The organism is Bacillus cereus group sp. N8, assembly GCF_016483685.1.
Classification (GTDB): Bacteria; Bacillota; Bacilli; order Bacillales; family Bacillaceae_G; genus Bacillus_A; species Bacillus_A proteolyticus.
The window spans coordinates 91,557-110,854 of record NZ_JAEHBK010000014.1; the positions used below are offsets into that span (position 1 = coordinate 91,557).

The following is a 19,298-nucleotide window of genomic DNA, read 5'->3' on the forward strand; positions in this document are numbered from 1 at the left end:
ATGTTTGCAATTACGGATTTTGCATAAAAATACTAGCTTATCCGTGTGACATTGAGAGGAGTCAAAAACATGAGAGAAATCAAGTCTGACAAGGAATTCAAAGACATCATCGCAAGCGAGGAGCCAGTAGTTGTTAAGTTCTTTACAACGTGGTGTCCAGATTGCGTAAGAATGGACAACTTTATCGGAGATGTAATGGAAGAGTTCAATAAGTTTGAATGGTATTCTATTAATAAAGATGAGTTCCCAAGTATTGCTGAAGAGTATCAAGTAATGGGTATTCCAAGCCTGCTTGTTTATCAAAATGGCGAGAAGCTAGGCCACTTACATAGTGCTAACGCAAAAACTGAAGAGCAAGTTACTGAGTTTTTAGAATCATACTAAGAAACGAAAAACCTCTGAAAATATTTTCAGAGGTTTTTTCGTTTTCAAAATACTCTTTGTATTTTTCTCTTTTTAGAAAATGAACATTTTTATATTATTCTCCTCTTCTTATTCACTAAATTTTTTTATCATTTCTTATATATTACTCCCACGAGGAATTACGAAGAGTCATTTTGTGAAATATATACCTGAATGGAATTATGCGAATCATTATTCTCGCCACCTTCTCCTATGCCGTAATCATCGTTAATTGTTTAAACAACTTTCCGCTTTGTACTTTTCAACATTTTTTTCCTTAACGAAACTTTGTTATCCCCTTCTTAAAAAGCTATAAAACGTCAACAATGTTTGTATAGACCCACACGAGTTTCGTTTGATACTCTATGTATAGAAAGAAATTCCTAACAGGAAGGTGAGTGATTAAAATGGATTCTCTTTCTCATAAAGAAGCTGATAAAGGTGCTATTGTCAGCATTATGGCCTACATATTTTTATCCTCTATGAAAATTATCATCAGTTATATTACCCTCTCTAGCGCATTACGTGCTGATGGATTGAATAACTTAACGGATATTGGCGCTTCTTTAGCAATATTAATTGGTCTGAAAATTTCTCGTAAGCCTCGCGACCCAGATCATCCATATGGGCATTCGCGTGCAGAACAAATCGCATCACTTGTTGCTTCTTTTATTATGGCAACGGTCGGATTAGAAGTTGTGATTAGTGCAATTCAATCGTTTTTAAATCCGAAACAAGCAGCGCCTAATGTACTCGCTGCGTGGGTTGCTTTATTTTCTGCCGTCGTAATGTATTTCGTATATAAATATACGAAAAAGATTGCGATTCAAACAAAGAGTAAGTCGTTAGAAGCCGCTGCAAAAGATAATTTATCAGATGCACTCGTAAGTATTGGTACAGTCATAGGTATAGTCGGATCACAGTTCCAAATGCCTATTTTAGACCCTATTGCCGCTTTAATTGTCGGTCTTATTATTTGTAAAACCGCATGGGAAATTTTCGTAGAAGCTTCTCATATGCTAACGGATGGAATCGATCCAGATAAGATGGAAGAGTACGCTGATGCCATTGAACATATTGGTGGTGTGGAAAACATCGTAGATATTCGCGCTCGTATGTACGGGAATCAAACATACGTTGATATTACAATCGAGGTAGATGCGCGTATGGATGTTGGAGAAAGTCACTGTATTACTGACAACATCGAGGCTATGCTTCGAAAGAAATTCGGAATTTATCATGCTCATATTCATGTGGAGCCCATGCAAAAAGAACCTATTATGACATAGGTTCTTTTTTGATGAACGCCTTATGAAATATAACACATAAAACGAGCCAGCTACCGCCCGCTGCCCATCCGGCTAATATATCAGATGGATAGTGTACGCCAAGATAAATTCGGCTAACTGAAATAGATAATACAACAAAGCTCGCTATAAAAATAATCAGCAATTTTTTATGCAATGAAATACGATCTTCTGTAATTGTGACGTATGCAATAAATCCTAAAAAAGCAGTAGCATTCATCGTATGCCCGCTCGGAAAGCTATATCCAGTTGCTGTAACAAGCTGCGTTACATCAGGTCTTGCCCGTTCATACCATAGTTTTAGCATACTGTTCAAATAACGAGATCCGTAATAATTTATTGTTAGAAGTAATGCACTTAGCAGTTTTTTTCTAACGAGAAAATACATTACAAGTATAATGAGTAACGGGAAATATATTCTTTTTGAACCGATAAAGGACATCCAAGTAAAATAGGTTGTCAAATAATCGTTTCGGAAACTTTGAATAAAGTGTGCGACTACATTATCAATTTTTTCAATACAAGCGGTATGATACGAAAGTGATAGTGCGACAAAACAAATGAGTAATGTACAACTTAACAAGTATAAATGTCGATATCGTTTCACATACATAACCTCACTATGCAAAAAAATGGAGCGGTTGTTTTAGTTTTCCTCTCCATTTCTTTTTTATGCATAGTTTATTAAAAAATATAATTGTTAATTTTTTGCTGCATCGTTGGAATATCTTCGCTTGTTACCGTAAAGCGAATAACCTTCTCATCAAGATCAAGCGCTTCTGCGAATAAACCAGCCAATCCACGCGATTTTCTATCTACTTCCATAATAATTTCTAATCGATCGTAAGCAATTGGCAAGATTAATAATTCTAATTCATCTAATTCCCCATAATACTCTCCGGAAACTGGAATAAATTCAAATTCTTGTGCAAATGGTACTTGCTTACGTAATCGATATGGTAATTCTTCGCATTCTATATGACGCGCTTTAAAACCTAATTGATTTACACTGTCTAATACGCTGTTCAATAGTGCATTCGGCAACACTTGAATATAATCGCGGTCACTTGGATCAATACTACGTTTAATATCAAGACCTGTATGAACCCAAACCGTTTTCATTCCAAGTGTTAGTGGCGCTTCAATTGGCATTGAAAACGAAAATGGAATTTCAACTTTTTCATTTGGCTCTACAGAAAATGGATCAGTTAAACGAACTCGCTCTAAATCATACGTTGCCGTTACTTTTTTATCATCCACTTCTCTTACATAAGACGTCGATAACGTTAAGTAAATGCTTTCAATTTGTTGGCTAACTGAGCCTCCAATTATATGAACCTTACCTATTATCTCTTCTCCAACTATATACTCATCTTTTTCAAGAACCGTATCTACTTTTGCACTACCAATACCAACGCTTGCTAAAAACTTTTGAAACATGGGGCCTCCATCCTTTCTAAAGCGTAAGCTACATCTTTTTTCAGATCTTGTACATTCTCATAGTATGGCGCTTTCATTTGTAACATTCGCATTAGCATTTCGCGATTATATTCTTCCAATACTAACTCTTCATACCAAGGTTTTTCTTTTTTTTCAGTTGATTCATAACCAGCATACAGTAAAAATAATACGAAATGACCGAGCGCATAAAAATCGCTACGAAAGTGAACTTCTCGCATCAAAGCTTGTTCCCCTTCATAAGTTGTAGCTCTCTCATCACCCTCACCTTTCAATTTAGCCAATCCAAAATCAATAATACTAATTTGATTTTCTTTCATTAATATATTCGGAATACGTAAATCTCTGTGAATGATACCTTTACTATGAAAAACCGAAACAATTCCTAATATTTCATATAAAATTTCAAAAACTTCTCGTTCTTCATATACATGCCCATCTAGGAAAATATAATCTTCAAAATTTTCTCCTAGCATATACTCCATCACAAAAAAGCTCTTTTTTTCCCATACGAAATGATCATATAGAGTAGGAATTGCATGATGATTTAATGTTTTTAACATCATTTTCTCTTGTTCAAATGATTTTCTACCAGACTCATATCTTTGTTTACTTTTTCTTAATTGTTTTAAAACTTTATATTTATTTATTTGTAAATCATTAACGACATATGTAACCCCATAACTGCCCATTCCAATTACTGATTCAATCTTATACCGCTCTGCAACAATTGTATTTTTTCGCAGTGGTCTATCAAATAAAGCTAGTATACGACGCCATTTCATCAGCTACTTGAAAAGAAGCTACGACTTTTACGTTTTCTTTTATAATGATGATGCCCATAATCAGAAGAACGTCGTTTATAATCGCTACTTGAATAAGATCGCCCTCTATGGCGATAATCACTACTTGAATAAGAACGATATTTTTTCTTTCCTAATAAAGAATCAATAATTTTTTTGAACATCCCTTCACCTCTTGTATAAAATTTTCTTTTAATTATACCAATAATTGTAGACTCTGTTTGTGACAAGTTTGTAAAGAGTAAAAAACGACGAGTTAAGCCCGCCGTTACTTTCAATCTTCCTCTTCATCAAAAACTTCATCAATCATGCATTTCTCTAATAAATACTCAAATGTAATATCTGCTAGGTCCTCAACTTCTTCTCTTTTTGGGACGTATCCTCTTTCAATTAGTTGCTCATAAAAAAACTCCGCAATCTCTTCCGTATCAATTACGACTTCAATTTCCTTCATGAGCATCACTCCTTTATTTCTGTTTTATGAAAAAATCTCAAAATTATGTATATGAGATTAGAAAAATAGTTTTTCTTTTTTTATAGGTCATATCTTTTGGACGAGGTGCATACGATGGTAGTACAAGCTATCAAAAAGGGGGAAATAATTATGGAATACCAATATGAAGTAGATCAAGAAGTAGGGCAAACAAAAGAAGAGTTCATGCATGAAGATCAATGGGCAGACTCTCTTATTAAATGGCTTTTTATTTTTTTAATAATTGTAGGCATACCTTATACTGCATATGTTGTTGTTCAATTTATTCTCTCTTTCTAGTTAACTATTTTTTCTCTGTCAATTTAACTAAATAATTATGAACAACATCCATAACAATTTTGTATTCTTCATCTTTAAATGTATCGAATAACAAATGATAATCATTATAAATATCTAATAATCCATCAATAATTTCTTGGCGATTCGTCTTTACACTTACTTTTTTCGAATTGTTAATTGACTTCAATTTTCCTAAATCCAATTTATTCATACCAGCTTTATCTTGTTTCATTTTCTTCAAAATTGCATTTGCCGTTTGTGCATTAGCAAGTAATGTTAAATCCGATTCATCAGCTTCTAACCATTCACCATCCGTAATTCGTGACAATTCATATATAGTATCTTCCCATGCATCATTTTTATATCTCCATACTTCTGTACGAAAACCAACAATACGAAAAACATCTTTATCATACCCAGTTACTTGCACGAGATCACCAAACGTAAAGTTATAATTTAATTCAATCCACTCTGTGTCGCCCTTTTTCATTTCTTGCTCTGTTACATGCTGCAGAGTTTGCTCTACATAAAATCCATCGTGATTATTTACTTCGTATACGTAAACTCCATCTAAAACCTTCATATTTGTAACTTTTCCAACGGTTCCATATAGCGTAATCACGACAATGTCCCCTACATTGTATTTAGGTTGTTTTTTCCTTGCCATCTATATCTCTCCTTTTTTTAACGTCGTGATTTTGATAACAGTATATGCAACCTACATAAAAACGCTTATCACAGAAGCTTATATTCATAAATTTTTTCAATAAAAAAGTAGAATGTGTATATAACTCAAAAAAGCTAGTATATATACTAGCTTTTACTTAACATTTATGTTCTAACAGCAAGACGAACTTTAATAAAAAAACATAAGAAATACTTCACTTTTTAAAAGTAATGTATTCCTTATGTTTTCATTTACGTAGCACTTCAATATCGTTATCTCTCTTGTATATATAAATCCCATGCTTCATCAAATATAGACATACTATCTAGCATTCCACTTAACTCTAAATATGAACTAATTTCATCATAGTCTTCAGATTGCTTCGGAAAACTTAAATCATCGTACATCGCCTCTGCTAAATCTGATATTTCATTTTTAAATAAAGCTGCACGGTGCTTCATCATATAATGGTAAAATGTCTTTTTCAAAAATATTCCCTACCTTTCTAACTTGGGTACATTATACAAGGCGAAATAGAAAAAAACCAGCATAAAAGCTGGTTAAAAGTCGAAATAATTCCTTTTTAATAGACGTGGTCTTCCCATCAACTCTTCGTATGTTAGTTGTTTTGGCAAATCTTTCGTATAGATTAAAAACAACTGGTCTTCAATTTCTTTTACAGTATGGTCTGATTGATAATCCATTCCACATGAGGAACAAGTTATACATGGTGTCTCTTGGATTTCAATGGCTTTCGTACCATCTGGTAATTCCCAATATACAGTATTCAAGCTTTCTTTCGCTTCTGTACTGTCACACCACATACAATTCATACTGCGTCACCCTCATTTTTTTTGTCATCTTCTAACTTTGCCATCTGTGCTTGATATTTTTTATCTTTTAATTGATCACGCTTATCACGTTTATCCTTTAAAGAAGCATGCGTTTCATTGACTTCATAATCTTTACGGCGATTCATACGTTGTAAATCATCTGGAACAAGATTAAATTTCTTATCACTCATCAACCCTGCAACGCCGATATCAGAACGTTTCTCTTCATAAGTCGGATAAATCTCTTTAAAGTAGCCTTCTGCTCTTCCTGGGATATAATTTTCTGGTTCTGGATACGTTGTAATAACCCCTTCAAAGTTACGAAGTACAACTTTATCCGCACTTTGTGAAATTAAATAGTTTGGCTGAAGCGCAATTTTTCCGCCTCCGCCCGGCGCATCAACAACGAATGTCGGTACTGCATAACCCGATGTATGTCCACGTAAGCCTTCAATAATTTCAAGACCTTTAGAAACTGGTGCACGGAAATGACCGATACCTTCTGATAGATCACATTGATAAATGTAATATGGACGAACACGAATTTTTACTAAATCGTGCATCAATTTTTTCATAATTGGAACGCTATCATTAATTCCAGCTAAGATTACAGCTTGGTTTCCAATTGGAACACCTGCATTTGCAAGCATTTCACATGCTAGTTTCGATTCTTCTGTAATCTCAATAGAAGTGTTAAAATGCGTATTTAACCATACTGGATGGTATTTTTTAATAATGTTACAAAGGTTTTCTGTAATACGTTGCGGGAATACAACTGGTGCTCTCGTTCCGATACGAATAATCTCGACATGCGGGATTGCTCGTAAATTCTTTAATACGTATTCTAAAATTTTATCATTAATTAGAAGTCCGTCACCGCCAGAAATTAAAACGTCACGTACTTGTGGTGTTTCACTAATATAAGCAATCGCATCATCTAATTGCTTTTTCGGTACGCCCATCCCAATTTGTCCACTAAAACGACGACGTGTACAGTAACGACAATACATAGAACATTGATTCGTTACTAAAAATAGTACACGGTCTGGATAACGATGCGTTAACCCTGGAACTGGTGAATCTTCATCTTCATGAAGAGGATCTTCTAAATCATATTTTGTTTTATATAACTCTTCCGAAATCGGTACTGATTGCATCCGAATCGGACAGCGTGGGTCATCAGGATTCATTAGCCAAGCATAGTACGGTGTAATGTTTAACGGGATCGTTTTCGTTGAAATTTTAACGCCTTCTTCTTCTTCAGGTGTTAAGTTAATTACTTTCTTTAAATCATCTAAAGTTTTGATCGTATTCGTTAATTGCCAAACCCAATCATTCCATTGTTCTTCTGTAACCTCTTTCCATAATTCAATATCCTTCCAGTGACGATTTGGTTTGTATACATCATGTAACATTGCTATTCCCCCTTTTTATACGCTCATCCTTTATATAAGCAATTGTTATGCCAACTTCATATTCTTGATAAGTAAATGTGCGAAATACCCTATTATATAGGAGAAAAAATATTTTCAAGTGCAGTAATAACAGAATATTAACTATCATATTCATTACCTTTTATATATGTAAACGCTCTTTTATTGGTGCAAACACACAAAAACCGCCGATTATTCGGCGGTTTTGTCGTACTTGCTCAGTTTATATTGAAGCGTTTGACGCGGAATACCTAACATTTTTGCTGCTTGCAAAATATTCCCTTCCGTTTCAATTAACGCTTGATCTATTAATTCCTTTTCCGTTTGATGAAGAGCTTGCCTAAGCGGTAATATACTTTTCTTCTTCGGAAGTTTCTCTTTCCTAAATGTACGTGGTAAACACTTTGCTGTTAATGAACTCCCTTCCGCGATAATGACAGCATGTTCAATCGTATGTTTTAACTCACGAACATTTCCAGGCCATTGATAAGCTTGTAATCTTTCTTTCGCTTCCTTATCAATTTGAAGTACACCTTTTTTATAACTTTTATTATATTCTTTCAAAAAGTACGACGCTAATAACAGTACATCCTCAGTTCTTTCGCGAAGTGGCGGGATATATAATGAAAACACATTTAATCGATAGTATAAATCAGTGCGGATTTTATTTTCTCTTAAACATACTTCTGGAGGTTGATTCATTGCAGTAATAACGCGAACATCTACTTTTCTCGTCTTATTATCACCAATGCGACGAATAACCCCATCCTCTAATACACGTAGCATTTTCGCCTGTAAATCGAGCGGCATTGAATTCAGTTCATCTAAAAACAATGTTCCTCCATCTACAAGTTCAAACAATCCAGCTCGTTCAATTGCCCCTGTATAACTTCCTTTTGTCGTTCCAAACAATAAACTTTCTAATAGCGACTCTGGCAAAGCTGCGCAGTTTTGTGCAATAAATGGCTTATTTTTCCGTTTAGAAGCTTCATGAATCGCTTGCACAAATAGCTCTTTCCCTGTTCCCGTTTCACCATATATTAAAACATTTGCATCAGTTGGCGCTACTTTTTGCGCTAATTCTTTCGTCTGTTTAAACCGATCATCATTAGTCACAATCGTCTCAAACGCAACATGCTTTTTAATCACTTTTTTGCCAGATGATCGCTTTATTTTTGACTGTAAATCGACAATTGTATCCGTAAGCTTTTGAATTGTAGAGTAATCCTTTGCAATTTCAACAGCACCAGCAATATTTCCATCTATAAAAATAGGTAACGTCGTATTTACCGTACAAACATCTTCTCCATTTAAATTTTGATAATGCTGCGCTTGATGTACAATTGGTTTTTTTGTATCTAATACTTTCATCAATGTACTCGTTTCCCTAGTTAAAGATGGGAACGCTTCTAACAAATGCTTTCCTAACACTTTTTCAATTTTGGATCCATCATGTTTTGCAGCAACTGTATTATAAAAGATCGTAATCCCATTTTCATCCACTGCGTGTATGGCCTCATCTATACTACCCAAAATCGCCTCAATGACTTCTTGTGTCGAAACTGCTAGCAATGTCATCCCCCCTTTTGCCGAAAATTCAGCGAATTCTATGCCGAATTTTCGGCATACCTATGTGCGATTATAAGTATGACGATTCCGTTCTATTATTTTGATGAAATTTGTATATATTTCTATTGTTTATTTATGGTTAAGTGAAACTTTAATCAGTGGGGCTTTATTCATCCCCACTGATTATTATCCCGCCCCCCCTAACTGCTTTGCTTTACAGCCGAATTTTGAAGTGGGAGTCTTACTGCTTTCGAATAGCTAGATAAATCTTTCACCCATATATTCATATCTTCCAACTTATCAAAAATGTAGCAATTATTCGCGAGCCTTCCCGTATATGTATAGCCTAATTGATGAAAGGCTGCATTCATACCGAAAGATAGCGAACGAGCAATTGTATAGGAACAAAAAATAGATCTTTCTTGAAGTTCTTCCTCTAACTTAATTAGCAAACTTTTCATAAAACCATGTTTTCGATATTCAGGTAATGTAGCACAATTCGTTAATTCTGCATTACCTTCTTTCACATTCATTTCAGCAGATGCTGTACTAATAATTTTCCCTTTGAATTCATAAACATAGTAAATTGTATCGTCTTCCTTCATCGTGTGTTTTACATAACTCGCTTCATTTAAAGGGGTCGGATAAACTTCAAATACTTTCCCAAAGACAATTGCTAATTCTTCCGCATCCTCTTCTGTCGCTTTTCTTAACACAAACTCCTCTGGGACTATTTTTTCTTTCACTTCTTTTGCTTTTACACCACTTAAAATGCTATCTTCCTCATTCCAATGAATACTATTTCGTCTTTCATTGGAATGATATTTCACGAAGAAGTACGCATCGTGTCCTTGAAAATAATGAGGTATCGTTGCTTCCAATAAGAAACCGAAAGAGAGCCATGTCGAAACATGCTCTCCCTTTCCTTTAATAATACATTTAGTGAAAGAATGTTTCTCTGCTAATTTATCGATTGTTTGTATAATGCGTTCAACATTTCCTGTATAGTGATCAACTCTAACACGTTTATTAAAATAGTCTAATACCCCTTCTACTGTGTAATACTTTGTCTGTTCACTAAAAGATTCATAGTATTTCATTTCTTCACCTCACACCAATCTAGTAATGTACATGCAATTATTTTCGCGGCAGCAATCATTTTATCAACTTCTATATATTCGTTTGGATAATGTGCTACTTTCGTCTCTCCTGGACCAAATACTATCGTTGGTACGTTAGCGATTTGTGTGAACAAACCTCCATCTGTTCCCCATGGCGATGCTTCTATAATCGGTTCGTTCCCTTCAATTTCAACAAAATTATGCCCAAGCGTTGTAATAAGCGGATGATTTTCTTCTAGTTCACCAGGAACCCATCTCGCTCCAAACCATTCTACTTCTACAGGATTTTTTACAAACCAACTATCCACTTCTTTTAATTCACCAATCCAGCCTTCAAACTCTTCTTTTGCTGCCTCTATAGTCTCATTCGGCGCAATACCACATCTTCCTTCTAAAATTAATGAATCGGGAACAGAACTTGGCCAGCTTCCTCCTTCAATTTTCCCAACGTTAATTGGAATCGGAATCGGAATCCCCTTAAATAATGGATCTGTAATTCGACTATTTCTCTTCTCTTCTAATTTTCTCAAATGATCTACAACAAACATACTTTTTTCTATAGCACTTACTCCTTCATAACGTGTACCACCGTGTGCTGCTTTGCCTTTTATATGTAGACGAAACCACATTGACCCTTGTTGTTTCGGAAAAAATTTCATATTCGTCGGCTCAGGAATAATAACGCCATCTGCCTTATACCCTCGTAAAATAGCTGCTAATGTTCCTGCCCCACCGCTCTCTTCTTCTATTACACTTTGAAAATGTATATCACCTTTTAGTTCAATACCACATTCAATAATCGCTTCCATCGCAAGCATAAGTGAGACATTGCCGCCTTTCATATCTGTTGTTCCACGTCCATATATGCGGTTTCCTATTTTCTCTCCACTATACGGATGATGGTCCCACTGATTTACATCCCCTTCTGGCACGACATCAATATGGCCATTTAAAATCATAGATTTCCCTTCGCCACTTCCTTTTAAAGTCGCTACAATGTTCGGGCTATCTGTAAAGCTTGTACGAGGTGATACGAAATAAGGGTGATCTTTTATTTCATTAAAAGCAGGCTCCCAAATGTCGAGGTCTAGACCTAACTCACGCAACTTTTCAATAACAATTGCCTGCGCACGACTTTCATCACCAGATACGCTCTTTTCTTGAATTAATCGTGTTAAAAATTTTACGCTCTCTTCTTCATTACGCTCAATATAATCACAAACTTGTTTTTTTAATTGCTCCATATATTACAGCTCCCCTCATTCAATTACTAGTAAATTTGAGCTTATTTGAAAATCAGCCGTCGTATGTCGTTTTACATCTTCTACAGTGTACGGACTCATTAATTCTTGTAAGACAAGTCCACTTGGAGTCACTTCCATTACAGCCATGTCTGTAATAATTAAATCTACACATTTTTTCGAAGTTAATGGCAATGTACATTCCGAAACAATCTTTGCATTTCCGTATTTATCAACATGATTCATCACAACAACGACTCGCTTCGCTTTTTGCGCTAAATCCATCGCTCCTCCAATACCTGGAACGCGTTTTCCTGGTACAATCCAGTTTGCTAAATCACCATTTCCACTTACTTGTAACGAACCAAGTATTGTAACATCAAGTAATCCTTTTCGAATCATTCCAAACGCCATGCAGCTATCGAAATAACTTGCTCCTGTAATAAGAGATGTAGGTAAACCCGCTGCATTACATAAATTCTCATCTTCATTCCCTTTACTTGGCGTTGGTCCCATACCGACAATACCGTTTTCTGCGTGAAACATAACACTCATATCTTCTGGCAAATGATTCGGTACAAGCGATGGAATTCCTATACCTAAATTTACAATCATGCCATTTTGAATTTCTCTCGCTGCACGTCTTGCAATCTTATCTCTCACTTCTACGCCCATACCCATTTCCAATTCACTCCTTCCGATGGCACGATATAATTTACAAATACACCCGGGACGACAATTTCTTCTGGATCTAAACTTCCAAGTGGAACAATTTCTTCTGCTTCTACAATCGTTATGTCCCCAGCCATAGCTACGTGCGGATTCATATTACGAGCGCTTTTATCAAATACCAGATTGCCAAACGGATCCGCTTTTTTCGCATATACAATTGCGACTTCAGCCGTTAAAGCTGTTTCAACTAAATATGTCTTTCCATTCATTTCAATTGTTCGTTTTCCTTCTTCTACAATCGTATCAACACCTACATCAACTAAAATACCACCAAGGCCTACACCACCAGCGCGAATACGCTCTGCTAATGTTCCTTGCGGAGAAAATTCAATTTGCAATCTTCCTTCATTTAATTGTCTTCCCGCATTTGGGTTTGATCCAATATGAGAAGTAACTAAAGATTTAACCCTTTCATTCGTAACAAGACGACCAATTCCTACATCAGGAAATCCAGTATCATTTCCTATTAAATTTAAATTTGTAATGCCTTTATCTAAAACAGCTTGAATTAGAGATGGAGGGGATCCAATCCCTCCAAATCCCCCAAACATTAATGTCATATCATCATGGAACAAAGAAATTACTTCCTCTACTTCTTTTAATTTACCGAATGTATTTGTAATAGTTGTCATGCGATACTATGCCCTCCTTTTTGCATCATCTCTTCCACGCTCTTTACAAAAATTGAAAGTAATTCATCTAACTCGGAATATGTAGTTGTCATTGGTGGTGCAACAAGCAGTGCACTATCCTCTTTTCCTGCTTGCCCTGAAACAGCTTGGTATAAGAGCAATCCATTTTTAGCCGCAACCGAAATAAGTTCCGACGCTTTTGTAAACGGTTGCAATTCTATTCCAATTAGCAATCCTTTTCCACGTACATCGGCAATGATTGTCGATTGCTGCTGAACTTTCTGTAAACCTTTTAATAAATACTCTCCCTTTTCTGCTGTTTTTTCAGGTAGATTATGTTTCTCCATATATTCAATAACAGCTAAAGCCGTTGCTGCAGACAATGGATTTGCACTAAGCGTATGCCCGCTCATTACAGAACGTGATCCACGTAAAATCGGCTCCATAACACGGTCACTTACAACTGTCGCTGCCATTGGTGTATAACCCGCTCCTAGCCCCTTACCAAGCGTCATAATATCCGGTTCTACACCCCAGTGCTCCATCGCAAACCATGCACCAGTACGGCCAAGTCCAGTCATTACTTCATCCGCAATAAATAATATATCGTAATGACTACAAATATCTTTAATTACTTTATAATATTCTTTCGGCGGGACAATCGCGCCTCCAGCAGCTCCAATAATCGGTTCAGCGATAAAAGCTGCAATATGTTCTGCACCAATTCGGTCAATCGCTCTTTCTAGTTCAGTCGCACAAGCAAGCTGACAAGTTGGATATACCTTCTGTACAGGGCATCTGAAACAGTAAGGAGCTGGAATAGTTGGATAATCTTCTAAAATAGATACGAAACGTTGTCTACGTAGCGGATGCCCAGACATAGATAAAGCTCCCATCGTAATACCATGATAGCTCATCCATCGTGACAAAATTTTATGTTTCCCTTGAATACCGCGCTCCTGAAAATGCTGAATTGCGATTTTCATAGCTGTTTCATTTGCTTCCGTACCACTATTTACAAAAAAGCTCCAGTTCAAATCTCCTACACTTAAATCACTTAACTTCTTCGCTAATTTTTCAGCTGGTTCACTCGTAAACTGTGACCTATATACGAAAGCAATCTCCTCTGCTTGCTTTTTAATAACATCTGCAATCTCCTTTACGCCATGCCCAATACCTGCCGTAATTGCTCCTGACGAACCATCAAAATATTTATTTCCGTTTTGATCATACAAATATACACCTTTTCCATGTGAAATCATTGGATACGGCTGACCAACAAGTGGTTTAATTAAGTAATCGCGCATAGCGCTCCCCCATTTCTCCAATTTGTATATATATATGAAGAAAATTGACGTTTCTTTCATAAAAAAGAACCCTCTGCGAAAGCAGTGAATTTATCAAAAAACTATTATAAAATATACAAATGAGTGCAAAATATTAGTTTAAAAACAGAAAATTCAGAACTTAAATTGAAGACCAACCCTTATCTGTACGCTTAAACACCCCTCCTTGACTTAAGATAACAACAAATTAAATGCTTTTTTAACATAATATCAGCTTCCCTCAATTGCCGACATTGTGTAAACTTCGACGGAACTCCCGTTATTCTCCTTCCTAATATCCTACTTTATATTGCATATTTTCAAACAAAATTCGACATTTCACTTCACTACATAGATAACCACAATTATCGTAACTATTACTAAACAAGTAGTACCATCTATTTAAAACAATAAAAAAAGAACCGATTAACCACAGTAATCAGTTCGGCACGACGCTCTTTTATCTGATATTACCTTTTTCAGCCAGTTCACTTATTGGGAATAGAAATACTTATAGTGCAAATCCAACATTTGTACTACAGCCTAAAGCACGAAATCCTCCATAACTAAATTCACACTACATACCTAGGATATCCAGATCCCCATTGTTCTCCTTCCTTCAAACTACCTTTCCTTTATAAATTATGTAGGACAATTACCGATTTGTATGTGTGTTTGCCTATAAATAAAAAAATCCCTATTTTAACTTTTCCTCTCAGAAAAACAGTTTTTTTCGCATATCTTCTTTCCAGCTCCGCATATAGTTGTAATGATGAAGGAGGAATGTTTTATGACTCAATCCGAAATTGAAAAATACGGACAAGAAGCTGCACGTTACGAACAACTCGCTCGTTACTACCAATATAGCAATCCTAAAAAGTATGTGGAACTCTATATGAAATACCATGATGCAATTACAAAACTTGTACAAGCATATGAAAAGAGAGATTCACAAGAAGCGACTTTGCCGTCACATATGAGAATTTTCCACACAGCTCCCCACACACCAGCAGTTGATATTATTGTAAATGGACAAAAAGTGATTAAAAATATTTCCTTTAAACAATTCAGCCCTTACTTATCATTAGTACAAGGTAAATACCGTATTGATATTGTCCCTGTTGGAAACGAAACTCCAATATTCTCAGCATTAGTACCCATAATGGGGAATCACACTTATACCCTTGCAGCGGTGGATAGCGATAATCACCTCCAATTACAACCTATTCTTGATAATACTCATTTACCATCTGGTCAAGCAAAAATACGGTTTGCACATTTTTCACCAGACACTCCAGTTGTAAATGTTAATTTGAAAGATGGGGATCATTTATTTGAAAATGTACTCTTTAAACAAGTAACAGATTTTTTACAAGTTAGCCCTGGTACAGCAGATATTGAAGTTTCACTTGCTGATTCAAAAAAAGTACTATTAACCATTCCTAAGTTCAACGTTGAACCAAATTCAATTTACACAATTTCAATAATAGGTTATTCAACTGAGGACCCAAAGTTAGAGGCCGTTATACTTACAAATTAAAACAGTCTACACCATTCGTATGGTGTAGACTGTTTACTTTTGAAACTCAATTTGAAATTCTGTCCAGTCGTTATTCGAACGACACAATATGGATCCTTTATGCTTTTCTACAATTTGTTTACATACAAATAGTCCAATACCAGTTCCTAGCTTTTTAGTAGTTACAAATGGCTCAAAAATGGTTTCTACGCTTTCCGCTGGAATCATAGGCCCATTATTTTTTATAACAATGCGAATAGTGGTATCCTCTTCAAATACATCAATGACAATTTTCCGCTCTTCTTTCACCGATTCAAGAGCATCAATTGAATTCATTAAAATATTTAAAAATACTTGTCTCACTTCACTCCGGTAGCCAATGAGTGGAATAGGATACGGCAAATTTTTTTCAATCAAAACATTTGCATTTACTAAACTTGGATACAAGAATTGTATAATATCTTGAAACAAGTCATTTAGCCAAAAACGTTCAGATTCATTCCACATTTCTTTTTTCGACACAAGTAAAAATTGTGAAATCCTAAAATTCAATTGATCTAATTCATGTGAAATAATATCTAAATACGATAGATTAGGATGGTCTGTCTTCAATAACTTTACAAATCCCATAATTGAAGTTAGCGGATTACGAAATTCATGGACAAAACTAGCCGACATTTGCCCTAGAATCGTAAGCCTTTCTTTATGTGTTTCGTTTATATATTGCTGTTTTTCTTCTAAATTTCTCGTTATAATTTCTGAGTATTTTAAAACGGTATAATAAATTAATTTGTCAAAACAAGTATGTATTTTGGCCATAATCGGTTTCAGTTCACGAGCGCTTACATCCAATTCGCACATTGCTTCAAAAAGTTCATTTCTTCCCACATTTGCATTATAGACAAAATCTCCAATATTCGCATCTGCCCCTGCACGCTCAATGGCAATTTTCTCACATAATGGTTGAAGATAATTAATATCTTTATCTTCCATAACAAGTTCGATAATTAACTCTAATAAATCTTCTCCATTTTGAACTACTTCTTGTTTAAATGGATCTTTTTCGGAAATTATCATTTTGTTTTTCCAGTTCTCTACGAATTGGTGCTTGTTGTTTTTCAAGTGCGAACAAAATACTTCTTTAATATCCTTATCGATTGGAAAAACCTCCATTCCCTCCATTTCCATACGACGAATACCCTTTATATTTTGAATATTAACACAAAAAATACATTTCGTTAATAGATTATTGTCACATTTTGTTAATTTCTGTTGATAAAATTTATTTTTCCTTTCTTAATTAAATAAGTTTTATTCATATATCTCTTTTTCTTTCTCATTTTTTAATTATTTTTCTGTTCAAAACTACTTTTTTTTGCATCCTTTTTAATTCTTGCGTACAATAAGAATTGAAAGGTGTGAAAAATATGGTAAATAAAAATGTGGAAGATTATCTCCAAGAAGGCATATATGGCCAAAAGCAAAACAAACCAGAAGAACGTAATATGTACTTAACTACATTACGTGAGCGTGTAGAATTCGCTTTAACAATCGGTCAAGTAATGCAAAGTAATGTGTATACAGAAGTAACGGGTAGCATGCGTTCTTCTCAATCATTACAACTATTCCTAAATGGTAGCATTGCTTACCCACATTTATCAAAATACATTAAATTAGCAAATGAAAAAAATGTTCCTTTTACAATTGTTCAAAATAAAGGTACAGAAACACCAATCGGTTTAGTACTATCTCATAGCACTGCTGTTGACAAAGAACAAATTTATGTAGAAGATGCTATTTTCAAACAAGAAATGAAGTAAAAGGTACACTTGATTAAATGAAATCGTTCCGAGAAACATAAAACAAACAATAAAAAACGAGTATGGAATCGTAAACATTTCCTGCTCGTTTTTTATTGCGATGTTTAAGCTCGATCTACTTTATTTTTTAATACACACTAATTTCATCTCTGTCATTTCTTCTATTGCATATTTAATTCCTTCACGACCTGTGCCACTCTCTTTCACACCACCATAAGGCATTTGATCAACCCTGAACGTTGGAATATCATTAATCATGACACCACCGACTTCTAATCCATCAATGGCACGCATTGCTTTACATAAATTGTTTGTAAATACACCTGCTTGTAGACCGTAACGTGAATTATTTACTTGCTCTATAGCCTCATCAAATTCTTTAAATGTATTTACTGTCATGAGTGGACCAAATACTTCTTGGCACTGAACAGATACATACTCTGGAACATTTGTTAATACAGTTGGTTCAAAGATTCTTGCATCACGTTTGTTACCACCGTATACAACATTTGATCCTGCCTTAACTGCCTCTTCTACCCATGAACTTACACGTTCTACATCTTTTTTTGAAATAAGTGCTGATACATCTGTTTCTTCATGAAGCGGGTCTCCTACTACAACGTTTTCCATTGCTTTTGTTAATTTTGTAATAAATTCATCTATTTTGCATTCATGTACAAAAACACGTTGTACAGAAATACAAACTTGTCCATTATTCACAAACGCGCCCCATTTTATACGTTCAATTATTTCATCTGTCAATTCAACGTCTTCATCAATGATAACAGCAGCATTTGATCCTAATTCTAACGTCACTCGTTTCAATCCAGCTTTTTGCTTAATTCCAATACCTACTTTTGGACTTCCTGTAAAAGTAATACAAGCAACGTTCTCATCTTTCACTATTGCCTCACCTACAACAGGTCCAGGTCCAGAAATTATATTGAAAGCTCCCTTTGGTAAACCAGCTTCTTCAAATAATTCCACCAATGCGTATGACGAAAGTGGCGTTTGGTCGGCTGGCTTTAGCACTATAGTATTTCCAGCCGCAATTGCCGGACCTACTTTATGTGCTACTAAATTAAGTGGAAAATTAAACGGTGTAATAGCACCAATAACTCCTATAGGTTGTCGAATTGTATACGCTATACGACCCTCTGCTCCTGGCGCCGCATCTAATGGTAACGTCTCACCATATATTCGCTTCGCTTCTTCAGCTGCAAACTTATATGTTTGAACAGTGCGATCTACTTCTCCCCGTGCAGCACGAATTGGTTTTGCTGCTTCTTTTGCGATAATCACTGCAAACTCTTCTCTTCTCTCATCCATTTTTTGTGCAACCTTTTCTAAAATAGTTGCGCGATCGTATGCAGATAATTTTTTCATTTCTTTCATTGCATTTTTAGCCGAAACTATCGATTCTTTTACATCATCTTCTGTACCTTGCGCGATCTCCGCTAACATTTCTTCAGAATATGGTGCATACAATGGTTTATACGTCCCTACTGATTTCCATACCCCATTTATATATAAATGCTTTTTCATAGTGGTTCTCCTTCCGAATATATGTATACAATAATACATTACATTTATTTCACCTAGTGAAAGGTCTGACTTATGTAATTGTATCATAGCCCTAACAGCCCAAAAAACATTTTGCTCAA

Annotated in this window: 22 protein-coding genes; 5 read left to right on the top strand and 17 right to left on the bottom strand. The window is 35.3% G+C overall.

Translation table 11 applies throughout. From position 1 onward, the window contains the following. The first annotated feature begins 69 nt into the window (after nt 1-69). Together JDS80_RS19815 and JDS80_RS19820 are read left to right on the top strand one after the other, a co-directional pair. Nucleotides 70-384: a thioredoxin family protein gene (locus tag JDS80_RS19815; protein ID WP_070170114.1), complete on the top strand. Its 315-nt coding sequence runs from the start codon at nt 70-72 to the stop codon at nt 382-384. Between the two features lie 425 nt (nt 385-809). Then, nucleotides 810-1,691 carry a cation diffusion facilitator family transporter gene (locus JDS80_RS19820; protein WP_141533526.1) on the top strand — a complete coding sequence of 294 codons (882 nt, stop codon included), beginning with the start codon at nt 810-812 and terminating at the stop codon, nt 1,689-1,691. Here JDS80_RS19820 and JDS80_RS19825 read toward each other — a convergent pair. The 5 genes from JDS80_RS19825 to JDS80_RS19845 all read right to left on the bottom strand — a co-directional run bounded on the left by JDS80_RS19825 (nt 1,681) and on the right by JDS80_RS19845 (nt 4,424). Further along, on the bottom strand, nt 1,681-2,316 hold the full coding sequence (locus JDS80_RS19825) for a phosphatase PAP2 family protein (RefSeq protein WP_016129318.1): 636 nt from the start codon (nt 2,314-2,316) through the stop codon (nt 1,681-1,683). The genes JDS80_RS19820 and JDS80_RS19825 overlap by 11 nt on opposite strands. A 77-nt stretch (nt 2,317-2,393) precedes the next feature. Further along, entirely contained in the window at nt 2,394-3,149 is a 756-nt protein-coding gene (locus tag JDS80_RS19830; RefSeq protein WP_098890131.1) for a sporulation protein, read from the bottom strand. Beyond that, complete coding sequence (locus tag JDS80_RS19835) at nt 3,131-3,952, bottom strand: serine/threonine protein kinase (protein ID WP_199639819.1); 822 nt, start codon at nt 3,950-3,952, stop codon at nt 3,131-3,133. The genes JDS80_RS19830 and JDS80_RS19835 overlap by 19 nt, the downstream gene beginning before the upstream one ends. Further along, nucleotides 3,952-4,134, bottom strand: a complete 183-nt coding sequence (locus JDS80_RS19840) for a hypothetical protein (protein WP_071745888.1) — start codon at nt 4,132-4,134, stop codon at nt 3,952-3,954. The genes JDS80_RS19835 and JDS80_RS19840 overlap by 1 nt, the downstream gene beginning before the upstream one ends. 110 nt (nt 4,135-4,244) lie before the next feature. Then, nucleotides 4,245-4,424, bottom strand: coding sequence for a YozD family protein (locus JDS80_RS19845; RefSeq protein WP_000658453.1), 180 nt, complete (start codon nt 4,422-4,424; stop codon nt 4,245-4,247). Between the two features lie 150 nt (nt 4,425-4,574). On the opposite strand from JDS80_RS19845, the gene JDS80_RS19850 reads away from it, so the two are divergent. Continuing rightward, entirely contained in the window at nt 4,575-4,742 is a 168-nt protein-coding gene (locus JDS80_RS19850) for a DUF3930 family protein (protein ID WP_000456534.1), read from the top strand. A gap of 4 nt (nt 4,743-4,746) precedes the next feature. On the opposite strand, the gene JDS80_RS19855 is transcribed toward JDS80_RS19850, so the two are convergent. From JDS80_RS19855 to JDS80_RS19900, 10 genes are all read right to left on the bottom strand, one after another. Continuing rightward, nucleotides 4,747-5,409, bottom strand: a complete 663-nt coding sequence (locus JDS80_RS19855; protein ID WP_000101504.1) for a hypothetical protein — start codon at nt 5,407-5,409, stop codon at nt 4,747-4,749. 272 nt (nt 5,410-5,681) lie between these two features. Next, nucleotides 5,682-5,897: a YozE family protein gene (locus tag JDS80_RS19860; protein ID WP_098890133.1), complete on the bottom strand. Its 216-nt coding sequence runs from the start codon at nt 5,895-5,897 to the stop codon at nt 5,682-5,684. Between the two features lie 72 nt (nt 5,898-5,969). After that, nucleotides 5,970-6,242, bottom strand: coding sequence for a YokU family protein (locus JDS80_RS19865; RefSeq protein ID WP_002119088.1), 273 nt, complete (start codon nt 6,240-6,242; stop codon nt 5,970-5,972). Then, on the bottom strand, nt 6,239-7,657 hold the full coding sequence (gene kamA, locus JDS80_RS19870; RefSeq protein ID WP_071745821.1) for a lysine 2,3-aminomutase: 1,419 nt from the start codon (nt 7,655-7,657) through the stop codon (nt 6,239-6,241). The genes JDS80_RS19865 and kamA overlap by 4 nt, the downstream gene beginning before the upstream one ends. A 210-nt stretch (nt 7,658-7,867) precedes the next feature. Then, a complete protein-coding gene (gene rocR / locus JDS80_RS19875) occupies nt 7,868-9,253 on the bottom strand; it encodes an arginine utilization transcriptional regulator RocR (RefSeq protein WP_098890134.1) in 1,386 nt (461 codons plus the stop codon). Between the two features lie 191 nt (nt 9,254-9,444). Then, nucleotides 9,445-10,344 carry a putative beta-lysine N-acetyltransferase gene (gene ablB, locus JDS80_RS19880; RefSeq protein WP_098890135.1) on the bottom strand — a complete coding sequence of 300 codons (900 nt, stop codon included), beginning with the start codon at nt 10,342-10,344 and terminating at the stop codon, nt 9,445-9,447. Next, on the bottom strand, nt 10,341-11,609 hold the full coding sequence (locus JDS80_RS19885; RefSeq protein ID WP_071771380.1) for a peptidase: 1,269 nt from the start codon (nt 11,607-11,609) through the stop codon (nt 10,341-10,343). The genes ablB and JDS80_RS19885 overlap by 4 nt, the downstream gene beginning before the upstream one ends. Nucleotides 11,610-11,624: 15 nt before the next feature. Further along, nucleotides 11,625-12,287 (bottom strand): CoA transferase subunit B, encoded by a 663-nt coding sequence (locus JDS80_RS19890; RefSeq protein ID WP_071745825.1) that lies wholly within the window; start codon nt 12,285-12,287, stop codon nt 11,625-11,627. Further along, nucleotides 12,272-12,970 carry an acetate CoA-transferase subunit alpha gene (atoD, locus tag JDS80_RS19895; protein ID WP_071745826.1) on the bottom strand — a complete coding sequence of 233 codons (699 nt, stop codon included), beginning with the start codon at nt 12,968-12,970 and terminating at the stop codon, nt 12,272-12,274. Before atoD ends, JDS80_RS19890 begins: the two co-directional genes overlap by 16 nt. Continuing rightward, nucleotides 12,967-14,277 carry an aspartate aminotransferase family protein gene (locus JDS80_RS19900; protein WP_001205875.1) on the bottom strand — a complete coding sequence of 437 codons (1,311 nt, stop codon included), beginning with the start codon at nt 14,275-14,277 and terminating at the stop codon, nt 12,967-12,969. The genes atoD and JDS80_RS19900 overlap by 4 nt, the downstream gene beginning before the upstream one ends. 808 nt (nt 14,278-15,085) lie before the next feature. Here JDS80_RS19900 and JDS80_RS19905 point away from each other — a divergent pair. After that, nucleotides 15,086-15,835, top strand: a complete 750-nt coding sequence (locus tag JDS80_RS19905) for a DUF4397 domain-containing protein (protein ID WP_071771378.1) — start codon at nt 15,086-15,088, stop codon at nt 15,833-15,835. Between the two features lie 33 nt (nt 15,836-15,868). Here the strand turns inward: JDS80_RS19905 and JDS80_RS19910 are convergent, their stop codons facing one another. Then, nucleotides 15,869-17,002 (bottom strand): BA2291 family sporulation histidine kinase, encoded by a 1,134-nt coding sequence (locus JDS80_RS19910; protein ID WP_083596024.1) that lies wholly within the window; start codon nt 17,000-17,002, stop codon nt 15,869-15,871. 239 nt (nt 17,003-17,241) lie between these two features. Here JDS80_RS19910 and JDS80_RS19915 point away from each other — a divergent pair, with 239 nt between their 5' ends. Continuing rightward, nucleotides 17,242-17,634, top strand: coding sequence for a YueI family protein (locus tag JDS80_RS19915; RefSeq protein ID WP_098890136.1), 393 nt, complete (start codon nt 17,242-17,244; stop codon nt 17,632-17,634). A 120-nt stretch (nt 17,635-17,754) separates the two neighbouring features. Here JDS80_RS19915 and JDS80_RS19920 read toward each other — a convergent pair whose 3' ends face one another. After that, nucleotides 17,755-19,179: an aldehyde dehydrogenase family protein gene (locus tag JDS80_RS19920; RefSeq protein ID WP_199639821.1), complete on the bottom strand. Its 1,425-nt coding sequence runs from the start codon at nt 19,177-19,179 to the stop codon at nt 17,755-17,757. Between the last annotated feature and the right edge of the window lie 119 nt (nt 19,180-19,298).